The sequence below is a fragment of the Burkholderia sp. Se-20373 genome (genome assembly GCF_017104705.1).
Taxonomy (GTDB): Bacteria; Pseudomonadota; Gammaproteobacteria; order Burkholderiales; family Burkholderiaceae; genus Burkholderia.
Genome location: NZ_JAAGPH010000111.1, coordinates 1 through 21,023, shown reverse-complemented (window position 1 = coordinate 21,023; position 21,023 = coordinate 1). Strand labels below are relative to the sequence as shown.

The following is a 21,023-nucleotide window of genomic DNA, read 5'->3' as shown; positions in this document are numbered from 1 at the left end:
GCGAACGGGCCAGCGTGCGCGTCAATGCGCGATGCGCCGGGCCGCGATTATCGCCGCGTCGGTGAAAGGCGGAATGCGAAGGGAACGCGCGCGCAATGGAAGGATTGCGGCAAAAGGCGGAAGAGCGGCGGAATACGCGAGAATCGCGTCAGCGCCCGTTACCCCGTTGTTCTGATGACTGCGCTGTTGGTCGCGCATGATCGGCCCCGTTCATGATTTTTCGCGATCATACCAAACGTATTTATTGAGACGTAGGGGCCTTCAGATAATTGACGAATTTTTATGTTGTTCGAGCCGAATATCGCTCAACCCCAGTCAGGACAGTCGCGGCAAGCTGTTTTATAGCGTTCGCCCATTGCCCGTCACGCGCGCAGCCGGATTATCGACCATTAACGCATGCCGCTTGATATTGAATGGGATTTCAGCACGGAATCGCCCTATGTCGAGCGCAATCGTTGCGGAGAAATCAAAGTCTGATTGTGATCGACACCGACAAGCCTGCGTGTCGCCCCGGCCGCCAGCACGACGGCGCGGGACGACGCGCCACCCCCGCTACTCCGCCACCTTCTGCCGCATCGTCACGAACTCCTCGGCCGCGGTCGGGTGAATGCCGATCGTGTCGTCGAACTGCGCCTTCGTCGCGCCCGCGCGAATCGCGATCGCGATGCCCTGGATGATCTCACCCGCATCGCGGCCGACCATGTGCGCGCCGACCACGCGCTGGCTGTCGCGCGCGACGACCAGCTTCATCAGCGTGTGCTCGTCGCGGCCCGACAGCGTGTGGCGCAGCGCCTTGAACGACGTGCGGTAGATATCGACGTCGCCGTCGTACAGGTCGCGCGCGGTCGACTCGGTGAGCCCGACCGTCGCGACCTCGGGCTGGCTGAACACCGCCGACGGCACCCATTCGTGATCGGCCGCGACGCGCGACCCGCCGAACAGCGTGCGGGCGAGCAACCCGCCGTCGCGCGTCGCGACCGGCGTGAGCTGCGGCCGCGACGTGACGTCGCCGATCGCGTGGATCGACGGCACCGACGTCGCCGAATACGCATCGACGGCGATCGCGCCACGCGCGTCGAGCATCACGCCCGTTTCCTCGAGCCCGAGGCCGTCGACGTTCGGCACACGGCCGGTCGCATACAGCACCTGGTCGTACGGCCCGTGCCGCGCAGCGCCGACGCGCACGCTCAGCGTGCCGTCGTCCGCGCGCTCGATCGACTCGATCACCGAGCGTGCATGGATCGTGACGCCCTCTTTCGTCATCTCGTCGGTCAGGAACTGGCGCACGTCGTCGTCGAAGCCGCGCAGGATCTTCTCGCCGCGATAGAACAGGTCGACGTGGCTGCCGAAACCGTTGAAGATGCCCGCGAACTCGACCGCGATATAGCCGCCGCCGACCACCGCGATGCGCTTGGGGCACGCGGCAAGCGACAGCGCCTCGCGCGACGTGATCGCGTGCTCGATGCCGGGCCGCGCCGGCATCGACGGGCGCGAGCCGGTCGCGATCGCGATGTGGCGCGCGCGGATCGTGCGTTCGCCGATCGCGACCGTATGCGCGTCGACGAGCGTCGCACGCCCCGCGTGCATCTCGACGCCCGATTGCCGCAGCAGGTTGATGTAGATGTCGCTGAGCCGGTTGATCTCGCGATCCTTCGCGGCGATCAGCGCGGGCCAGTCGAGCGTGCCGGCGCCGAAGCGCCAGCCGAAGCCCTTCGCGTCCTCGACGTCATGCGGGTAGTGCGATGCGTAGACGAGCAGCTTCTTCGGAATGCAGCCGCGCAGCACGCAGGTGCCGCCGATCTGCTCTTCTTCCGCTATGCCGACACGCGCGCCGTATGACGCGGACATGCGTGCGAGCCGCACGCCGCCCGAGCCGGCGCCGATGACGAACAGGTCGTAGTCGAAATCCATCGCATTCCCTCATCGCAGTTCGGATGACGGCACGATAGCAAGAATCCGGGATGCTTGCGGCGCACGGTGCAGCCCGGCGCGCGCCCCATAAAAAACGGCGAGAGACGTTGCCTCTCGCCGGTCAAACCAGCTGCCGGGTGTGTCATGCGTCACCGATCGACCGCATGCCCGGCCTGCCGGCTGCGCGGCACCGGTCCGCCCGGGCGCGCGAAGGGCGCGCCCACGGACGGACCAGCCGCCATGCTCATGCCTGCGACGTGTCGCTGCCGTCCGTCGCCTGCGTGTCGTCTGCAGCCTGTTCGGGCTGGTCTTCCTTTTTCTTCTCGAGCATGCCTTCGATCGCTTCCGCACCCTTGAAGCCGGCGACGGCGGCGGCCGCCTTGGTCAGCAGGCCCGCATCCGGATCCAGCTTTTCCGCGCCTTCGACAGCGGCAACTGCGCCAGCGATTTCACCCACGGTGTTCAGGATACCCATCGTCATCCCCTTTCAAGAAAATCGTGAGCGCATCGTCCCACGAAAAAAACCGGCGGACCGCGATTGTCATCACCGGATACACAAGTTACGGACCAGGCCGGCCGCACTCGCCGAGCGCGACCGGAACGACGCACGCGCGCGCCAGGCGGCACGCAACGGGCGATGCACGCAGCGTAGCGGAAAGGCTTCGCGCGCACTGTAAAAGTATGTTCTGGATTGCCGACGAAACCCTTACGGCGCGGGGGTCTCGTGATGAAGCATTCGCCGAATAGTCGTGTACGCGCATGAAGGTCGCGTGACGAAAAAAAAGAGGCGCCTCGCGGCGCCCCTTCGATGCGGGCCGGACGACTGCCGGCCGATGCGTTCCGACGTTCGTCAGAAGATATTGCGCAGGCCGATCGCGATGCCGGTCTGGTTGCTGCGACCCGGCAGCTCGACGTTCGCCGCGCCGTTCGTCTTGTTGAAGTCGACGGTGCCGTAGACTTCCGTGCGCTTGCTGAGCGCGTACTCGGCGATGCCGACGATCGCGTAGCGGTTGCCGCTCGCAAGCGTGCCGTTGGTGGTCATCGCATTGCGCATGTGGTCGTAGTAGAACGCGCCCGTCAGCGTCAGCGGCGCGCTGACCTGCCAGCTCACGCCCGCGAACGGACCGTCGTCGATCCGGCCGGTGCCCTTCGCGACCGGAATCGTCTGCTGGGCGAGCAGGCTGTCGACGAAGCCCGTGTCGTCCTTCGAGCGCAGGTAGCCCGCGTAGATCTTCGCCTTGCTGAACGCATACACGACGTTCGCGTGGTAGATCGTCTGCTTGCGCGCCGAGTTGTCGCTGTTCTGCTGCGCGCCGGCCGCGATGCTGAGCGGGCCCATCACGTACGACAGCGACACGCCCCACGCATTGCCCTTGCCGAGCGAACCCGGGATCTGGCCCGAGAAGCCGCCCGCGCCGGTCGATTCGTAGTTGGTGCCGGTCGAGTACATCGCCTTCGCGGTCAGCCCGTCGAACTTGCCCGTGTACTTGATCTGGTTGTCCGCATACAGGCCGCCGCCGAGTGCGACCGGCAGCCATGCGTTTTCGAGGTAGTTGCCGACCGTCAGCGGATCGTAGGTATCCGACAGCAGGTCGAACAGCGGCGTCTTCTGGCGGCCGAGGGTCACCGTGCCGTACGGGCTCTGCAGGCCGACGTACGCTGCGCGGTTGAACAGGCGGCCGCTGTCGGCGAACGCGCCGTTCTGCAGGTTCACGCCGCTCTCGAGGTTGAACACGGCCTTCAGGCCGCCGCCGAGGTCTTCCGTGCCGTAGATGCCGAAGCGGCTGTTCGTGATCGCGCCGTTGGTCATCGACAGCAGGCCGTCGTTCTTGGCGTTGGCGTTGGTCAGGTAACGGATGCTGGCGTCGGCGACGCCCCAGAGCGTGACCGAGCTTTGTGCGGCCGCGTACTGGCTGGCAAATGCGAGCGCGGCGCCCCCTGCGATGGCTGCGAGTCGGATGGTCTGCTTCATGAGCTTTCCTTTTTGTAGGTGTCTCCATTCATGGCCGGCCGCGTGCGCAGCCGGGTGGCGATCGCTCACGTTCTTGGCGCGCGCGATGTGGGCTGAATCATATGACGACTGCAATCGCTGAAAGAAATTGAAATGCGCGGTAACGGCGGAACTGTCGCCCGCGCACAACGCTGCGCGCGCGAGGCTTGCCCGGCGGGCGGCGGGCACCGCATGGCAGCAGCCGCCTGCGCGGCTTACGGCATGTCGGGTCTGTAAGGATCGCGCGGCAGGCGCCGCGACACGAGCGCACGCGGGGGGTGCACGCAGGGGTGCGCCCGCAGGATGCGCGGTCAGGCCGCGGCCGGCCCGCCGTCGGCCGAGTGCCGACGCCACGCACGTCGCACGATTTCCGCGAACGCGCCGAGCAGCAGCAGCACGGCGCCCCACAGCGCGACCGCCGGCGCGAGCCGCGTGACGAGGCCGCCGACCACCGCGCCGGCCAGGAAGCAGAAGCTGATCGTCGCGAGCAGCGCCGAGTCGTGCAGCGCCCCCGCGTCGTAGCGCGGGATCAGCCCGACGAACAGCTTCTGCGCGGCGCGCCGCAGGTTGCCGGTGGTCATCACCGACGTGTACGACAGTTCCTCGAGATGGGTGAACGACAGCGTCTGCAGCGTCGCGACGAACGAGATGCCCGGAATCAGCCACGCGCTCGACGCGCCGACGAGGCCGCTCGCGGCGACGCCGAGAAAAGCGATCTCGACGAGCAGGCTCGCGAACGCGGTGTGCTTCATCCAGCCGCGCTGCGCGGCAAGCCCGAGCAGGTGCGCGACGAACACCGCGATCGTGAAGCCGACGAGCGGCGGCACGTGATGCAGCGCGGCGGCCCAATCGCCGGCCGACAGGTTGATGCCGAGCAGCGCGACGTTGCCGGTCATCGTGTTCGCGAACACGTGGCCGTGGCCGACATACGTGTACGCGTCGAGGTAGCCGCCGGACAGCGTCAGCAACGCGGCGACAGTGAGATTGCGGCTGGCGCCGTCGAGATCCATCGAGCCTCCCGTGAAGATTCGCGCCAGTATGGCGCACGGGCGGTCAAAGTGCGCCGGTCACTGCCCGATGCCCGTCAGCCCGATCAGCGCGCCGCCCGCGAGCAGCCACAACGGATGGATGCGCGTGCGCCACGCGAGCACCGCGCACGCGGCCGTGATGCCCCACTGGATCGCGGTACGGTTCGACGCCTCGGAGATCAGCACCGCGCTGGCCGCGACGAGCCCGGCGGTGACCGGCATCATCCCCTGCTGCACGTAGCGGCGCCATGGCCGGTCGCGAAAGCGCTCCCACGCATGCAGCGCGAGCACGGTGACGATCGACGACGGCCCGAACTTCGCGAGCGACGCGACCAACAGCCCGCTCCAGCCGGCCACGTGCCAGCCCACCAGCGACACGATCATCATGTTCGGCCCGGGCGCCGCCTGGGCCAGCGCGAACAGCGCGGTGAACTCGTGCGCGCTCATCCAGTGATGGACGTCGACGACCTGCCGCTGCATCTCCGGCAGGATCGTGTTGCCGCCGCCGAACGCGAGCAGCGACAACTGGCTGAAGATCGTCGCGATGGCGATCAGCGTGTCATTCATGGCCGGCCGCCTCGCTGCGTGTCGCGCGCCGCGGCCTGCGCCGGCTGCGGCGTGCCCGCGTCGCGGCGGCGCGACGCGAACCACACGCTGACGGGCGTCAGCACGAGCATCGTGGTCAGCAGCGGAATGCGCAGCACCGCGATCGCGACGAACGCGAGCGCCGCGATGCCGGCCGCCGCCCGCGCGTGCCGCAGCGGCTTCAAGACCTTCACGGCCATCGCGACGAGCAGCCCGGCGGCCGCCGCGGCCAGCCCCGCAAAGAGATGCTGCACGCGCGGATCGTTCTGCGTCTTCGCGTACAGCACGCCGAGCGCGACGACGACGAGCGTCGGGCCCGCGATCAGCCCGAGAATGCCGGCGAACGCGCCGGCGACGCCGCGAAAGCGCATGCCGACGGCCACCGACAGGTTGATCACGTTGCCGCCCGGCAGGAACTGGCACAGCCCGAGCAGATCGGTGAATTCGTCGGCGGAGAGCCACTTGCGCTCTTCGACGATGGTGCGCCGCGCGAACGGCAGCGCGCCGCCGAACGACATGAGGCCAAGCGACAGGAAACCGGTGAACAGCTCGGCAAGGCCGACGCCGCGGGGTGAGGCGGCCGGCGGCGGGGCGGCCGGCGGAGAAGCGGATTGCATGGGGTTCCTTATCAAACGGTGAACCGAGGTTACCGCCGTTCGGCATGCCCGCAAAACGATTTTATCGGCGCGCCCTTGTGATCTAGAATCACAAGCATGGCACGCGATCTCCCACCCTTTTCCGCGCTTCGGGCCTTTGAAGCCGCGGCACGACATGAAAGCTTCAGCGCCGCCGGCGACGAGCTGCATGTGACTCACGGTGCCATCAGCCGGCAGATCGCCGGGTTCGAGGCCTGGCTCGGCAAGCCGGTGTTCCACCGCTACGGCAAGCGCGTGAAGCTCACCGACGAAGGCCGCCGCTACCTCGACACCGTGCGGGCGGCGTTCGACAGCATCGCGCGCGCGACCGAGCAGTTGCGCAACACGGGCGCGGCACGCGTGCTGCGCATCAATGCGCTGCCGACCTTCGCGATGAAATGGCTGCTGCCGCGCCTGTCGCGGTTCCAGCGCGACGTGCCGAACGTCGAGCTGAAGCTGTCGACGTCGAATGCGCCGCTCGATACGCTCGACGGCTTCGATGTCGCGATCCGCCGCGGCCCCGGCCACTGGCCGAACTGCACGAGCGGCCACTTCCTCGACGAAAGCGTGATTCCCGTCTGCAGCCCCGCGCTGCTCAAGCGCGCGCCGATCGCGCGTGCGGACGATCTCGCGCGCCACGTGCTGCTGCATTCGGATACGCGGCCGGAAGGCTGGCGCGACTGGTTCGCGGCGGCCGGCGTGGCGATGAAGGGGCGCAAGCGGCAGTCGTTCGACCACTTCTACCTGGCGCTGCAGGCGGCCGTCGACGGCCTGGGCGTCGCGCTCGGCCCGTTGCCGCTGATCGACGACGAGCTCGCGAGCGGCCGGCTGGTGATGCCGCTGGAGGGGCCGCGCATCGCGACGCGCAGCTACTGGTGGATCGCGCCGCGCGCGCCGGCGGACGATCCGCTCGTCGCGCAGTTCTGCGCGTGGCTGCAGACGCAGTCGAACGTCGGCGCGTAGCGCCTCGACGCCCGGCGCACAAGATGACGCGGGCGGCGGCGCACCGCCCGCCGGACGCTCAGACCACCGGGCCCGGTTCCTTTTCCTTGCGCAGGATCGCGTACAGGATGATCGCGCCGAAGGTCGCGGTGCCGATCCCGCCGAGCCCGAAGCCGCCGATCTTCAGCGAGAAGTCGCCGGCGCCGAGCACCAGCGTGACGGCCGCGACGATCAGGTTGCGGTTGTCGGAGAAGTCGACCTTGTTGACGACCCAGATCCGCGCGCCCGTCACCGCGATCAGCCCGAACACGACGATCGACACGCCGCCGAGCACCGGGCCCGGAATCGTCTGGATCACCGCGCCGAACTTCGGCGAGAAGCCGAGCACGATCGCGATCACCGCGGCGACCGCGAACACGAGCGTCGAGTAGATCCGCGTGACGGCCATCACGCCGATGTTCTCCGCGTAGGTCGTCACGCCCGTGCCGCCGACGCTGCCCGATACGATCGTCGCGAGCCCGTCGCCGATGAATGCGCGGCCCACGTAGCGATCGAGGCTCGCGCCCGTCATCGCGCTGACGGCCTTGATATGGCCGAGGTTTTCCGCGACCAGGATCACCGCGATCGGCGCGAGCATCAGCATCGCGTGCGGATCGAACACCGGCGCGCGGAAGCTCGGCACCCCGAACCAGGCCGCCTGCCCGACGATCGAGAAATCGATCGGCTTGCCGAGCCCCATCCCGTTGGTCGCGACCGCGTAGATCGCGTAGGCGATCACCAGCCCGACCAGGATCAGCAGGCGCTGCACCATGCCGCGCGAGAACACCGCGACGCCGCCGACGCACAGCACCGTGACGAGCGCCATCACCGATTCGAAGGTCGATCCGGATACGCCCTTGACCGCGATCGGCGCGAGGTTCAGCCCGATCACCGCGACCACCGCGCCGGTCACGACGGGCGGCATCAGCGTCTCGATCCAGCGCGTGCCGATCGCCTGCACCAGCAGGCCGAGCGCGACGTACACGACGCCGCACGCGACGATTCCGCCGAGCGCGACCGGGATGTTCGGGTTCGGGCCGCTGCCGCCGTAGCCGGTCACCGCGATCACGAGGCCGATGAACGCAAAGCTCGAGCCGAGGTAGCTCGGCACGCGGCCGCCGACCAGCACGAAGAACAGCAGCGTGCCGATGCCCGACATGAAGATGCACAGGTTCGGGTCGAAGCCCATCAGCAGCGGCGCGAGCACGGTCGAGCCGAACATCGCGACGACGTGCTGCACGCCCATCGCGACCATCTGCGGCCACGCGAGGCGCTCGTCGGGGCCGACCACGCGCGAGGCCGCGCCGGTCGATTGCACCCGCCAGCGCGGGAAGTAGGAATCGGACATGGGGAAAAGGGCTCCTGTCGGTCGCCGGCTGCGGAGGATGCGCCGGTCTGGAATCTGGCGCGAGTTTACGGAGCGGAAATGGGGCTGGCAAGCAGGCCGACAACGGGGCGGAAAGGCGGGCCGCCGAGTGGGGCCAGCGAGCACGTTGCGCGGCTTGCCGCGTGTGCGAAACGGGGCACGATGGCGCGCCCCGGTGAAGCGCCCGCTCGCGCGGGAACAGGCGCGGGCGGCGACCGGCACCGGCCGCGACGCAAGCGGGCGCTCACATCGCGGCCGGCGCGGCGGACATCAGGGGTTGATGTACTGGAACAGCGACAGGTTCTGCAACTGCGCGTACGCCTTCTGCGAGCCCGTCAGCGCGTTCTGCATCTGCAGGAACTGGCTGATCGTCGTCACCATGTTGGTGCTCGTCAGGTCGGACAGGTTGCTGGTGACCTGCAGCGACGCGGTCTGGTTGACGGCCTGCATCGCCTTGACTTCCTGCTCGCGGCCACCGACCGATGCCTGGATCGTCGTGACGTTGCGCATCGTGTTGCCGAGCTTGGTCGAGCCGGTCATCAACGCGTTCTTCAGCGCCGCGCCCGCCACTGCGTTGCCCGTCACGGGCGTCTTCAGCGCCGCGATCATCGCGTCGAGCGTCGAGAACACGTCCGAGCCGCCGCTCGCCTGCGGCGCCGGCGCAACGGCAAACGTGTCGCCGGCGGCCGGCGTGCCCGACACCGCCACCGTCATTCCGCCGCCGAGCGAGATCGCCGAGCCCGACGAATAGGCCTGCGCCGGCGTGGTGGTGGGCGGGCTGACCGAGTTGTCGGTCACGGTGTAGGTCGGCGCGGCGGCCGTGCCGCCAAATTTGATCGAGAACTGATGGCCGTTCGTCGCGATCGCCGGGTTCGTCACCGTGACCGCGCCGATCGTGCCGGTGCCCGTGTTGCCCGCGCCGGCCGACGGCACCGGCGAGCTGCCGATCGCCGGCACCGACATGAATACGGCCGCGCCCGTGTCGCCCTGCGACACGGTGCTCGAATCGGCGATCTGCACCTGGCGCGTACCGGTGTCGCCGACATAGGTGACGCTGCCGCTCGGCGTCGTCGAAAACGGCGCCGCCGAATTCTTCGTGCCGGCGAACAGGTAGTTGCCCGCGCCGTCGTTGGTGTTCGCGAGCGTCATCAACTGGTCGCGGTAACCCTGCAGCTGCGTGGCGAGCGCCGAGCGGTCGCTGTCGGACAGCGAACCGTCGCCGGCGCGCACGAGCAGCGACTGCGTGTTCGTCAGCACGGTGCTCACGTTCTGCAGCGTCTGGTCCTCGGCCTGCAGCGACGCGAGCGCCGCGTTCTGGTTGGTCGCGTACTGCGACAGCGTCGCCGACGTCATCGACAGCTGCACGGCCTGCGCCGCGCCGGCCGGATTGTCCGCCGCCGTCTGCAGGCTCACACCGCTCGAGATCTGCTGATACAGCTGCGCAAGCTGGGCCTGCTGATCGTTCATTTGTGAAACGTTCAGCTGGAAGAACTGGGCGCTGGAAATCCGCATCGCTTCTATCCCTCGAATCCGGTCAATTGAACAGGCCGAGCACGGTCTGGAACAGCGTCGCCGCCGTCTGGATCACTTTCGCGTTCGCCTGGTAGAACTGCTGGTACTGCATCAGGTTGGCCGCTTCCTCGTTCGTGCTCACGCCCGACACCGACTGCTGCGCCTCGGTGATCTGGCCGATCAGCCCGGTCTGCGCGGCGCTCGACGATTTCAGCTGGGTCGTCGTGTTGCCGATGCCGTTCACGTAGCTCGCATACGCGCCCGTGAGCGTCGTCGTGCCGTTGCCGAACGCCTTCGCGTTGACCAGCTTCGACAGCGCGAGCGCGTTGGAGCCGTCGCTGGTGCCGCCCGCATACGGCCCGATCGTGAACGAGTCGCCGGTCGCCGGGGCGCCGGACAGCGTGACGCTCACGCCGTTGAGCGCGCCCGCGGCCGTTCCCGACATCGTCATCGTCGCGCCGGCCGCCGGGTCGTACGGGACGGTGTCCGTCGGGTTGTTGATCGTGACCGACGTCGGCGGCGTGGTGCCGATCGTCACCGTGGTGCCGACCGGGAACCCCGTCAGCGTCTTCGCCGTCGCGTCATAGGTCAGCTTGGTCGTCGGCACTTGATAGCCCGCGGTGACGCCGCCCAGCGTGATTTTGCCCGTGCCGGTGTTGGTGCTCGCCGCCGACGTGACGGCCGGCGAGGCTGCCGCGATCGCCAACGCGCTCGTCGTGGCGAGGCCGAAGCCGTTCAGCGCGCCGCGCGTCGGCAGCACGGTGAACTTGTCACCGGCACTCATCGAGCCCGACGGGATCGAGAAATTCAGCCCGCCGAGCGAAACCGGCATCGGCCCCGCCTTCTGGTCGACCACCGCGCCGCTCGCGCGGTCGGTCAGCGTGTAATTCGCGCCGTCGAAGGACAGCGTGTAGTCGCTCGTCGTCGGCTGCGACGCGTTCGCGAACGACACGGACAGCGACGCGTTGCCGGTATTGCCCTGGTTCGCGTACACGGTCGGCGACGGCGTCGTGAACAGGTTGCCGCCCTTGTTGCCCGACAGGTCGATGCCGAGCGCGTTCTGCGCGTTGACCTGCGCGGCGAAGCTGGTCGCGATCGCACCGAGCTGGGCCTGCGCGGGGTCGAGCGTCTGGCTGCGGAACGCGAGCAGGCCGCCGAGCGTGCCGCCCGACAGCGACGAATCGGGCAACGGCTGGTTCGGCCCCTGCGGCTTCGCGCCGGCGATCCCCTGCGACACGACGGTCAGTTCGCTCGGATCCGACGGCGACGTGACGGCCGCAAGCTGGTAGCTCTTGTCGGCGACGACGAGCGGTTGGCCACCCGACATGAACACGCTGTAACCGCTGTCGTTGCGCACGACCTGGATACCGGCCAGGCCCGACAGGTTCGACACCGCGAGGTCGCGCTGGTCCAGCAGCTGGTTCGGCGGCTGCCCCTGGCTGCTCGCCGCCGCGATCTGCTGGTTCAGCTGCGCGATCTGCGCGGTGTACGTGTTGATCTGCGACACGGTGCTGGTGAGCTGCGTGTTCACGCTCTGGCGCAGCGCGTCGTACTGCTGGCCGGCCGCATTGAGCTGGTTGGCCAGCGTCTGCGCGTTGCTGATCGCGGTCTGCCGCACCGACGGGTCGGACGCGTTGTTCGCGACGTTCTGCAGCCCGGTGAAGTAGTTCGTGATCCCGGTCGAGACCCCCGCCGTCGGGCTGCCGATGTAGTTGTTCAGCTGCGCGACGAGCGTGTACCACGTCGACAGCGCGCCGCCCTGCGTCTGCGCGGTGTTCAGCTGGTCGCTCAGGTACTGGCTGTACTGCCGCTGCACGGTGACGGTGTTCACGCCTTGCGGCATGTAACCGCTGCCCGAGTATTGGCTGCTCGCTTCCGCATACACGGGCCGCTGGACCGAATAGCCGGGCGTCGCCGCGTTGCTGATGTTGTTGCTGGTCGTCGTGAGGCCCCAGAGCGCGGCATTCAGGCCGCTGACGCCGAGGTTCATGAGTGTGTTGGACATGCGCGATCCTGATGAGCCGGCCGCGCGTCGCGGCCGCCGGGTTGCGTGACTCCCGGTATAACGGCCGCCGATCGGAAAAATTGAGGAAAAAATGCACGCGCGACGCGCACGTGCGCGTCGCCGGTTCAGGCGTGCGGCCGAGGGTGCCGCAAACGCCGTGCGGGCCGCCCCGGGCGGGGCCGGCCGCCGCTTGCGCGTCAGGCCCGCGCGAGCGAGCGGCGCTTCATCTCGAGCTGCGTGATCAGCCGCTGCAGCGTGTTCTCCGCGCTGCCCGGCAGCGACATGTAGCGGAAGCCGAGCTGGTAGCGCCGCGACCCGTTCGGCATCTGCGTCGAACGCTGCGACACGAGCTGCAGGTCGAGCGACAGCTTGCCGTGGCCGGTCAGCTCGAGCTCGACGTCGGGCAGCAGCGTGCCGACCTCGAGCGCCTCGACGCGCTCGTCGGCCGTGCGCAGCCCCACGCCGCCGAGCGACAGGTTGTGCACCTCGAACAGGAAGCTTTCGCCGTCCGGCAGCTTGCCGCGGCACAGGAACGGATCGACGATCGGCGCATCGACGCGGAAATACTCGCGGCGCTGGATGCACATCAGCACGTCGGGGAAATCGGCGACGAACGCGGGCAGCCCCTCGTAGCGCGTCTCGCGCGGCGTGCCCGTGGAGAATTCGACGCGCACGCCCTCCGGCGCGGCCGCGAACTTGCAGTGCGACGCGCCGAGGATGCTGGCGTTCTGCTCCGCCAGCGCACCCCAGTCGAACGTGAACGTCCGCGCGCCGACATCCACCTCGAGCAGGCGCGTGACGAGCTGGCCGCCCGGGTACTGGACGGTCAGGAAATCGCCGCGATTGACGAGGTTGCGCAGCTGCACGCCGATTTCCAGCGGATTGCGGCGGGCATAGTCGGGCCCGGAGTGGCCTGCATCCAGGCTGGGGTCCGTCGACGTTTCGATATTCATGGCTAGCCGGTCATTCTTGTCATGGGCGCCCGGGCAACCGGTGCGCAATAAAACCGGGCCAGAACGGGGGCCCGGTCGCAGGTCTCTCACACTTAGCGGCAGTGCTGACCGAAAGTTTAGATCGAATTGGGGATTTTTTTCGCGCAAACGTTGAAACCGCGCGCGGCGGGCGGCCGGGCGCGGTCCAGAGGGTGCAACAGGCGGGAGCCGACGGGGGCCGTCAGCCGATCTGCTGCATGATCGAGATCAGCTTTTTCGCGTAGTTCGGGTCGGTCGCGTAACCGGCCTTCTGCATCCCGTGCGCGAAGCCTTCGACGCTGCGGCTCGCGCTCAGCACGCCCGAGTAGCGCGGGTTGTTCTTCAGCAGGTTCGCGTAATCGGTCATCGCGTGCTCGTACGAATCGTACGCGCGGAATTTCGCGACCACGCGACGCGGCGTGCCGTTCACGTATTCCGTGGTCAGCGCCGACACCGTGCGGCCGGTCCAGCTCTTGGTCGCCTTGATGCCGAACACGTTGTAGCTCGTCGAGCCGTCGGTCGCGCGGATCTCGCGCTTGCCCCAGCCCGATTCGAGCGCGGCCTGGCCGACGATGAAGCGCGCCGGGATGCCGGTCGACGCGCTGGCCGCCTGCGCGGGGCCCGCGAGCCGGTCGACGAACGCGTCGGCGTCCTGCACGCCGCTCGCGCCCTTCAGCGGCGGCGTCAGCGCGCTGCCGGCCGAATAGCCGCGCGTGCCGGCGAGCCCGCCGTTGTTGGCCGAGTTCGCGTAGGCCTTCGCCATCGCGTTCATCGCGGCGAGGCCACCTTCGTTGCCGGACGCACCGAAGCCGGCCGCGCCCAGCCCGGCCGCGCCGACGTCGGCCGCGGTGTCGCTGCCCGCGCCCTGCCCCGCATTGCGCAGCAGCTGCTTCATCAGCGCGTCGGCCACGCCGATCCCGCGCGTCGACATCTGCTGCGCGAGCTGCTGGTCGAGCATCGACGTATACATCTTCGACGTATGCGAATCGAACAGCCCGCCGTCGGGCGACGCGTCGCGCATGCTCTTGAGCATCATCTGCGTGAACATCGCGTCGAACTGGCCGGCGACCGCCTTCGCGCCGGCCCGCGGCGATTGCTTCGCCTGCTCGCGCAGGGCGTCGAAACCCTGCACGTCGAGCGCAAAGCGCTGCGTGAGGTCGTTCGCGTTCGGGAGGCTGGCTGCCATTTAGATGATCTCCAGGTCGGCGCGCAGCGCGCCGGCGGCCTTCATCGCCTGCAGGATCGACATCAGGTCCGCGGGCGTCGCGCCGAGCGTGTTCAGCGCCTTCACGACGTCGGCGAGATTCGCGCCGGCCGTCACCATTTTCAGCGCGCCGTTGTCCTGCTTCAGCTGGATCTGCGACTGCTGCGCCACCACCGTCTGCCCGTTCGAGAACGGCCCCGGCTGCGACACGACCGGCTGCGTGTTGACGACGACCGACAGGTTGCCGTGCGCGACCGCGCAGCTCTGCAGCGTGACCATCTGGTTCATCACGATCGAGCCGGTGCGCGCGTTCAGGATCACCTTCGCCGCGGCCTTGTCCGGGCTGACGTCGAGGTTCTGCAGCCGCGCCATGAACGCGACCTGCTGCGCCGAATCGGCCGGCGCGGCGAGCTGGATCGTGCGGCCGTCGAGCGCCGTCGCGGTGCCCGGGCCGAAGCTCGAGTTGACCGCGGACACGATCCGCTGCGCGGTGCCGTAGTCCATGTCGTTCAGTTGCAGCTGCAGCACGCCGTTCATCTGCGCGATCGCGTTCGGCACCGAACGCTCGACGATCGCGCCGCCGACGATCCGGCCGGCCGCGAGCTGGTTCACCTGCACGCGGCTGCCGTTCGCGCTGGCGCCGGCGCCGCCGACCGCCATGTTGCCCTGCGCGAGCGCGTAGACCTGACCGTCCGCGCCTTTCAGCGGCGTCAGCAGCAGCGTGCCGCCGCGCAGGCTCTTCGCGTTGCCGAGCGACGACACGGTGACGTCGAGCGCCTCGCCCGGCCGCGCGAACGGCGGCAGCGTGGCGGTCACCATCACGGCCGCGACGTTCTTCAGCTGCATGTTGCTCAGCTGCGACGCGCCGCCGTTGGCCGACCCGTTGTTGATCGAGATGCCGAGGTTCGCGAGCATGTTCGCGAGCGTCTGCGTGGTGAACGGCGTCTGCATCGTCTGGTCGCCCGTGCCGTCGAGGCCGACGACGAGGCCATAGCCGATCAGCGGGTTGTCGCGCACGCCCTGGATCTGCGCGAGATCCTTCAGGCGTTCCGCGTGCGCGGGCGCCGCGCCGAATACGCACGCCGCAGCCACGGCCGCGAACGCGACGGCAAGCCGCGCGGCGGCATGCGCGCGGGCCGGGAGGCGGTCGAGTAGCGTCTTCTGCATCGTCATCACCACGGCGCGATGTTGAGGAAGAAGCGCTGCAGCCAGCCCATCGTCTCGGCTTCGTTGATGTAGCCCTTCGCCGAATATTCGATCTTCGCGTCGGCGACCTGCGTCGAGTAGACGGAGTTCGCGCCCGAGATCGTGTTCGGGTTGACGACACCCGAGAAGCGCACGAATTCGTTGCCCTGGTTGATCAGCATCTGCTTCTCGCCGCTGACCACGAGGTTGCCGTTCGGCAGCACGTTGGTGACGGTCACCGTGATCGTGCCGTTGAACGTGTTCGCCGCGCTGGCGCCGCCGGTCGCCGCGAACTTGTTGTTGCCGGCCGCCGACAGGTTCGCCTTCGCGAACAGCCCGCCGAGGAAGCCGGCCGTCGGCACGTTGAAGTCGGTGTTGCCCTGCCGGTTCGTGTTCGCGCCCGACGACTTGGTCGCGTTGATGTTCTCCGCGATCATGATCGTCAGGATGTCGCCGACGTTGCGCGGACGCTGATCCTCGAAGAGCGGCCGCCCCGCGTAGCCGGGGTTGTAGATCGAGCCGGGCGCCTGCATAGACATCGGCGTCGGCGGCTGCGCCGTCATCGGCTGCTGGATGATCGGATCGCGCGGAATCTGCGCGCAGCCGGCGGCGAACGCCGCCACCGCGACCGCGCATGCGGCGCGGACGGTGGCTGACGGGAGGAGGCGAACCTGCTTCATGGCGACGACGGGTGTTCCGGTTAGCTCTTCATCTGCGTGACGGTCTGCAGCATCTGGTCGGACGTCGTCACGGCCTTGCTGTTGATCTCGTAGGCACGCTGCGTCTGGATCATGTTGACGAGCTCCTGCACGACGTTCACGTTCGACGCTTCGACGTAGTTCTGGTTGAGCGTGCCCGCGCCGTTCAGGCCCGGTTGCGACACGTTCGGCGCGCCCGACGACGTCGTCTCGGAGAACAGGTTTTCGCCGCGCGCCTCGAGGCCGGCCGGGTTGATGAAGGTCGCGACCTGCAGCGAGCCGATCTGCACCGAATTGGTCGAGCCCGCCTGCGTGACCGTCACGACGCCGTCCTTGCCGATGGTCAGCGACGTCGCGTTCTGCGGGATCGTGATTGCCGGCAGGACCTGATAGCCGCTCGACGTGACGAGCTGGCCCTGCGCGTTGGTCTGGAACGCGCCGTCGCGCGTGTACGCGTTCGTGCCGTCCGGCATCAGCACCTGGAAGAAGCCCGCGCCGTTGATCGCGACGTCCTTCGCGTTGCCGGTTTGCGTGAGGCCGCCCTGCGTGTACCGGCGCTCGGTCGCGACCTGCTGCACGCCGGTGCCGAGCTGCAGGCCCGACGGCAGTTCCGTCTGCTGCGTCGAGTTCGCGCCCGGCTGGCGGATGGTCTGGTACAGCAGATCCTCGAACACCGCGCGCGACGCCTTGAAGCCGTTCGTGCTGGTGTTCGCGAGGTTGTTCGAAATCACGTCCATCTGCGCTTGCTGCGCATTCATGCCGGTGGCGGCGATGTAGAGCGAACGGTTCACTTGTCAGTTCTCCTGCGTGGGCTGGCGCGGGCGCTCAGCTGAAATTGAGCAGCTGGTTCGCCGTCTGCTCGTTCTGGTCGGCCGTCTGGATCAGCTTCGACTGCAGCTGGAACGCGCGCGCGTTGTCGATCATCGCGACCATCGCGGTCACCGGGTTGACGTTGCTGCCTTCGAGCGAATTCGGCGTGACGACCACGTTCGGGTCGGCGTCGGCCGGATTGCCGTCGGCGGTGCGGAACAGCCCGTCGTTGCCGCGCGTGAGCGTGGCCGGGTCCGGGTTCACGAGCTTCATCTGGTCGACGATCGCGACCGCCGTCGGCGGGTCGCCCGGCATCAGCGCGGAAATCGTGCCGTCCTTGCCGATCGTCACTTCCGCGTTCGGCGGCACCGAGATCGGGCCGCCGTTGCCGACCACCGGCAGGTTGCTCGCGTTGACGAGCTGGCCGTTCTCGTCGACGTGCAGGTTGCCGGCGCGCGTGTACGCCTCGCTGCCGTCGGCCGCCTGCACCGCCAGCCAGCCCGCGCCCTGCACGGCGACGTCGAGCGGGTTGCCGGTACGCGTGATCGGACCCGGCGTGTAGTCGGCGCCGGGCGTCGACGCGAGCACGTAGGTGCGCGTCGTCGTCGGGTCGCTCGTGCTGCCGTCGCCGAAATTCATCGGCACCGCGCGATACGTCGCGAGCTGCGCGCGAAAGCCCGTCGTCGACGCGTTCGCGAGGTTGTTCGCGACCACCGCCTGCTGGTCGAGCGACTGCGACGCACCCGTCATCGCCGTGTAGATCAGTCGGTCCATGGCTGCCCGTTGTCCGCGCTTACAGGTTGATGATCGTCTGGTCGACGGCCTGCTGCGTCTTGATCGTCTGCGCGTTCGCCTGGTAGTTGCGCTGCGCGGTGATCAGGTTGACGAGCTGCGACGTGAGGTCGACGTTCGAGTTTTCCAGCGCGCTGCCCTGCAGCTTGCCGTGGTTCGTGCTGCCCGGCGCCGAGATCTGCGGCACGCCCGACGCGGAGCTTTCCGCGTACTGGTTGCCGCCGAGGCTCACCAGCCCGTTCGGGTTGTTGAAGTTCGCGAGCGCGATCTGGCCGAGCACGGCGGTCTGGCCGTTCGAGTAGTTGCCGGTCAGCTTGCCGTCGGTGCCGATCGTGTAGGTCGTCAGCGTGCCGCTCGCGTAGCCGTCCTGCGCGAGGTTGTTCACGCCGTTCTTGCCGCCGTACTGCGTCGTGCCGGTCAGGTCGAGCGTGAGGCTCTGCGGCGTCGCCGAGCCGTCGGTGTTCGGCACCGTGAACTGGAACTGGCCGACCGACGTGGTCGGCGTGGGCGGCGTGCCCGTGGTCGTGCTCTTGATCGCGCCCGACGCGTCGAACGTGACCGTGCCGAGATCCGTCGTGGCGCCGCCCTGCACGCCCGCGTACGCTTCCCAGGTGCCGGCCGCGGACTTCACGAAGTACATGTTGACCGCCTGCGAACCGCCGAGCGAGTCGTACACCTGGATCGACGTCGAGTAGTTGTAGGTCGTGTTGTCGGTCGCGCTGAACGGCGTCTTGGCCGGCACCGCGTCCTGCGAATTCAGGTTGAACTGCGCGCCGATCTTGGTCGTCGCGGTCGGCGCGATGTTGGTCGTCGGCGCCTGCAGCGGCACGGTCTGCGCGGTGTTGATCACGCCGCCCCCGTTGGCCGCATAGCCCATCAGGTTACGGCCTTGCGAATCGACGATGAAGCCGTTCTTGTCGCGCTGGAACGTGCCGTCGCGCGAGTAGGTCGTCACGCCGTTGTTCGACATCTGGAAGAAGCCGTTGCCGTTGATCGCGACGTCGAGCGACGAGCTCGTCGTGTTGATCGTGCCCTGGCCGAAGTTCTGCTGCACCGCGTTCAGCGACGTACCGATACCGATCTGCGTGTTGGTCGACGTCGCGACCGAGTTCGCATACATGTCGGCGAACTGCGCGGTGCTCGACTTGAAGCCGACCGTGTTCGCGTTCGCGATGTTGTTGCCGATCACGTCGAGCGCGTTCGATGCACCCGCGAGGCCGCTCAGACCCTGTTGATAACCCATTTCGGTCTCCGTTTCGAGATTGCTCGATCAGTATCAGTTGGAGGTGGTGCCGCTGCCGGATGGCGGCGACGCGGTGGTGTTCGGGAAAATCGACGCAACCTGGGTCAGCCCCACGGTCGTGCCGTTCGACAGCACGAGCCCCGCCGTGCCGTCCGCCTGCTTGATCACGCTCTGCACGGTCGACGCCGCGAGCGTCGTGGCCGGCTGCGGCGTGCCGTTGCTGTCGGTGTACGACGCGCTGACGGTGTACTTGCCGTCCGGCAGTGCGTTGCCCGCCGCGTCGGTCGGCGTCCAGTTGAACGGCACGGTGCCGGCCGACTGCGCGCCCGCGTTGATCGTGTTCACCACGGTGCCCGCCGCGTTCTTCACGGTGATCGTCAGGTTCGACACCGAACTCGCGAGCGACACGCCGAACGGCGACGCCGCGCCGCTCTTCACCGCGACCGCGTTGCCCGGCGCGAGCACGTTCGTGCCGATCAGCAGCGCGGCCTGCGTCTGCTGGCCGGCCGTGAGCTGCGTGGACAGCGACGTGAGCGACGTGTTCAGCTGCGCGATGCCGCTCACCGTGTTGATCTGCGCGAGCTGCGACGTCATCTGCGAGCTGTCGACCGGGCTGGTCGGATCCTGGTTCTGCAGCTGCGTGACGAGCAGCTTCAGGAACGTCGCCTGCAGGTCGCTCGCCGACGTGCCGTTGGTCGACGACACGTTGTTGGTGTTCATCGTGTCGGTCGGCAGGTTCGACACGTTGGTGCCGTTGCTGCCGATCGTCGTGCTGGAGGAAGTCATCCTGGGTGGCCTTCTGTCGGAACTGTCGGGTCGGTATGGTCGGTCGGCGCGCGGCTTACGAGCCGATCGTCAGCGTCTTGAGCATCAGCGTCTTCGCGGTGTTCAGCGTCTCGACGTTGGCCTGGTACGAGCGCGAGGCCGAGATCATGTTCACCATCTCCTGCACCGGATCGACGTTCGGCATCTGCACGTAGCCGTTCGAATCGGCGGCCGGGTTCGACGGGTCGTAGGTCGACTTCATCGGCGACGGGTCGTCCATCACCTTCGTCACGCGCACGCCGCCCACGCCCTGGCCGGACGCGGTGCGCGCGCCGCCGATCGGGTCGGTCGCGAACACGACCTGCTTGGCCTTGTACGGCTTGCCGTCGGGGCCGGTCGCGCTGTCGGCGTTCGCGAGGTTCGACGCGGTGACGTTCAGGCGCTGCGACTGCGCGGACAGCGCCGAGCCGGCGACGCCGAAGATGTTCATCAACGAGGGCATGGAAGCTCCTTTTGCTCGGATTCGGCGGCGGTACGCGCCGTCACTGGTTCGACGTGATCGCGGCGATCATCGCCTTGATCTGCTGGGTCATCACGGTCATCCCGGTCTGGTAGTGCAGCGCGTTGTTCGCGAACTGCACGCGCTCGACGTCGAGATCGACCGTGTTGCCGTCGAGCGCCGGCTGCAGCGGCATCCGGTACTGCGCACGGCCGTAGTCGTCCGACGGGCCGCCCGTCGGGATCAGCTTCGCGGTGCCGGCCATGTGGCCCGCCGCCGTCGACACCATCGACATCCCGTTCGTCACGCCGGCCGGCTGCGCCATCGGCAGTTGCGCCGCGTTGCTCGGCGCGAGGCCGCCGCCCGCCTGCTTCAGCGAGCGCGCGAGCGTCGACGCGAAATCGACGTCGCGGGCCTGGTAGCCGGGCGTGTCGGAGTTCGCGATGTTCGACGACAGCAGTTCCTGCCGGTAGGCGCGCACGTCCAGCGCCTGTCGGCCGAACGCGAATTCCGCATCGAGTTTGTCCAGCATGTGTGCGTCTCTCCGTATGAAGCGCTGCACGCCCCTCATGCCGGATGGCGACCCGAGAGGCTTTTTTCCATGACAGCGATGGTAGGCGCCGGACGCAACCGGCAATCGGGCGAATAACGCGGCAAAGGCCCCCTCTATTCATCGTTTGCGCGACCGCCCCGCTCCCTAGAATGCGAAGCGGAGCAACGGATCGGGGATACGGCGATGACTGGCAACGCACTTCGCGGAAGGAACGGGCGGCTCACGCACGTCCGGCGTGCGTTTGCGCTCGCCGCGGCGCTGTGGATCGCCGCCCCGGCCGCGATCCACAA

The 21,023-nt window shown here is 68.1% G+C and carries 21 protein-coding genes; 1 reads left to right on the top strand and 20 read right to left on the bottom strand.

The window, feature by feature from the left end; all coding sequences use genetic code 11:
* Positions 1 to 21: 21 nt before the first annotated feature.
* The 7 genes from G3N96_RS28185 to G3N96_RS28155 all read right to left on the bottom strand — a co-directional run bounded on the left by G3N96_RS28185 (position 22) and on the right by G3N96_RS28155 (position 6,131).
* The gene (locus tag G3N96_RS28185) at positions 22 to 198 is read right to left on the bottom strand and encodes a hypothetical protein (protein WP_185634316.1); all 177 of its coding nucleotides are present in this window, start codon (positions 196 to 198) and stop codon (positions 22 to 24) included.
* A 354-nt stretch (positions 199 to 552) separates the two neighbouring features.
* Positions 553 to 1,911: a glutathione-disulfide reductase gene (gor, locus tag G3N96_RS28180; protein WP_206139215.1), complete on the bottom strand. Its 1,359-nt coding sequence runs from the start codon at positions 1,909 to 1,911 to the stop codon at positions 553 to 555.
* A 244-nt stretch (positions 1,912 to 2,155) separates the two neighbouring features.
* Positions 2,156 to 2,386: a hypothetical protein gene (locus G3N96_RS28175; RefSeq protein WP_069249385.1), complete on the bottom strand. Its 231-nt coding sequence runs from the start codon at positions 2,384 to 2,386 to the stop codon at positions 2,156 to 2,158.
* A gap of 375 nt (positions 2,387 to 2,761) precedes the next feature.
* On the bottom strand, positions 2,762 to 3,883 hold the full coding sequence (locus G3N96_RS28170; protein WP_206139214.1) for a porin: 1,122 nt from the start codon (positions 3,881 to 3,883) through the stop codon (positions 2,762 to 2,764).
* 329 nt (positions 3,884 to 4,212) lie between these two features.
* Positions 4,213 to 4,911, bottom strand: coding sequence for a YoaK family protein (locus tag G3N96_RS28165; RefSeq protein WP_206139213.1), 699 nt, complete (start codon positions 4,909 to 4,911; stop codon positions 4,213 to 4,215).
* A 57-nt stretch (positions 4,912 to 4,968) separates the two neighbouring features.
* Positions 4,969 to 5,496, bottom strand: a complete 528-nt coding sequence (locus G3N96_RS28160) for a chromate transporter (RefSeq protein WP_043184629.1) — start codon at positions 5,494 to 5,496, stop codon at positions 4,969 to 4,971.
* The gene (locus tag G3N96_RS28155; protein ID WP_206139212.1) at positions 5,493 to 6,131 is read right to left on the bottom strand and encodes a chromate transporter; all 639 of its coding nucleotides are present in this window, start codon (positions 6,129 to 6,131) and stop codon (positions 5,493 to 5,495) included. Before G3N96_RS28155 ends, G3N96_RS28160 begins: the two co-directional genes overlap by 4 nt.
* 96 nt (positions 6,132 to 6,227) lie before the next feature.
* On the opposite strand from G3N96_RS28155, the gene G3N96_RS28150 reads away from it, so the two are divergent.
* Positions 6,228 to 7,112, top strand: a complete 885-nt coding sequence (locus tag G3N96_RS28150) for a transcriptional regulator GcvA (RefSeq protein WP_089495786.1) — start codon at positions 6,228 to 6,230, stop codon at positions 7,110 to 7,112.
* Between the two features lie 58 nt (positions 7,113 to 7,170).
* On the opposite strand, the gene G3N96_RS28145 is transcribed toward G3N96_RS28150, so the two are convergent.
* The 13 genes from G3N96_RS28145 to flgB form a co-directional block, all read right to left on the bottom strand.
* A complete protein-coding gene (locus G3N96_RS28145) occupies positions 7,171 to 8,478 on the bottom strand; it encodes a solute carrier family 23 protein (RefSeq protein ID WP_089426506.1) in 1,308 nt (435 codons plus the stop codon).
* Positions 8,479 to 8,766: 288 nt separating this feature from the next.
* Entirely contained in the window at positions 8,767 to 10,008 is a 1,242-nt protein-coding gene (flgL, locus tag G3N96_RS28140) for a flagellar hook-associated protein FlgL (RefSeq protein ID WP_206139211.1), read from the bottom strand.
* A 22-nt stretch (positions 10,009 to 10,030) separates the two neighbouring features.
* Complete coding sequence (flgK, locus tag G3N96_RS28135; RefSeq protein ID WP_206139210.1) at positions 10,031 to 12,013, bottom strand: flagellar hook-associated protein FlgK; 1,983 nt, start codon at positions 12,011 to 12,013, stop codon at positions 10,031 to 10,033.
* 197 nt (positions 12,014 to 12,210) lie between these two features.
* Positions 12,211 to 12,966, bottom strand: coding sequence for a flagellar brake protein (locus G3N96_RS28130; protein WP_206139209.1), 756 nt, complete (start codon positions 12,964 to 12,966; stop codon positions 12,211 to 12,213).
* A gap of 220 nt (positions 12,967 to 13,186) precedes the next feature.
* The gene (gene flgJ / locus G3N96_RS28125; RefSeq protein ID WP_124585858.1) at positions 13,187 to 14,170 is read right to left on the bottom strand and encodes a flagellar assembly peptidoglycan hydrolase FlgJ; all 984 of its coding nucleotides are present in this window, start codon (positions 14,168 to 14,170) and stop codon (positions 13,187 to 13,189) included.
* Positions 14,171 to 15,361 carry a flagellar basal body P-ring protein FlgI gene (locus G3N96_RS28120; RefSeq protein ID WP_241022858.1) on the bottom strand — a complete coding sequence of 397 codons (1,191 nt, stop codon included), beginning with the start codon at positions 15,359 to 15,361 and terminating at the stop codon, positions 14,171 to 14,173.
* Positions 15,361 to 16,053: a flagellar basal body L-ring protein FlgH gene (gene flgH, locus G3N96_RS28115; RefSeq protein WP_089495793.1), complete on the bottom strand. Its 693-nt coding sequence runs from the start codon at positions 16,051 to 16,053 to the stop codon at positions 15,361 to 15,363. The genes G3N96_RS28120 and flgH overlap by 1 nt, the downstream gene beginning before the upstream one ends.
* A gap of 20 nt (positions 16,054 to 16,073) precedes the next feature.
* Positions 16,074 to 16,862 (bottom strand): flagellar basal-body rod protein FlgG, encoded by a 789-nt coding sequence (flgG, locus tag G3N96_RS28110; RefSeq protein WP_069249069.1) that lies wholly within the window; start codon positions 16,860 to 16,862, stop codon positions 16,074 to 16,076.
* Between the two features lie 34 nt (positions 16,863 to 16,896).
* Positions 16,897 to 17,655 carry a flagellar basal-body rod protein FlgF gene (gene flgF, locus G3N96_RS28105; protein WP_089426515.1) on the bottom strand — a complete coding sequence of 253 codons (759 nt, stop codon included), beginning with the start codon at positions 17,653 to 17,655 and terminating at the stop codon, positions 16,897 to 16,899.
* 19 nt (positions 17,656 to 17,674) lie between these two features.
* Positions 17,675 to 18,916: a flagellar hook protein FlgE gene (gene flgE, locus G3N96_RS28100; protein ID WP_089495794.1), complete on the bottom strand. Its 1,242-nt coding sequence runs from the start codon at positions 18,914 to 18,916 to the stop codon at positions 17,675 to 17,677.
* Positions 18,917 to 18,949: 33 nt separating this feature from the next.
* A complete protein-coding gene (locus tag G3N96_RS28095; RefSeq protein ID WP_124585854.1) occupies positions 18,950 to 19,702 on the bottom strand; it encodes a flagellar hook assembly protein FlgD in 753 nt (250 codons plus the stop codon).
* A 55-nt stretch (positions 19,703 to 19,757) separates the two neighbouring features.
* On the bottom strand, positions 19,758 to 20,183 hold the full coding sequence (flgC, locus tag G3N96_RS28090; protein ID WP_011353470.1) for a flagellar basal body rod protein FlgC: 426 nt from the start codon (positions 20,181 to 20,183) through the stop codon (positions 19,758 to 19,760).
* A 40-nt stretch (positions 20,184 to 20,223) separates the two neighbouring features.
* Complete coding sequence (gene flgB / locus G3N96_RS28085) at positions 20,224 to 20,712, bottom strand: flagellar basal body rod protein FlgB (RefSeq protein ID WP_039369170.1); 489 nt, start codon at positions 20,710 to 20,712, stop codon at positions 20,224 to 20,226.
* Positions 20,713 to 21,023: the final 311 nt, after the last annotated feature.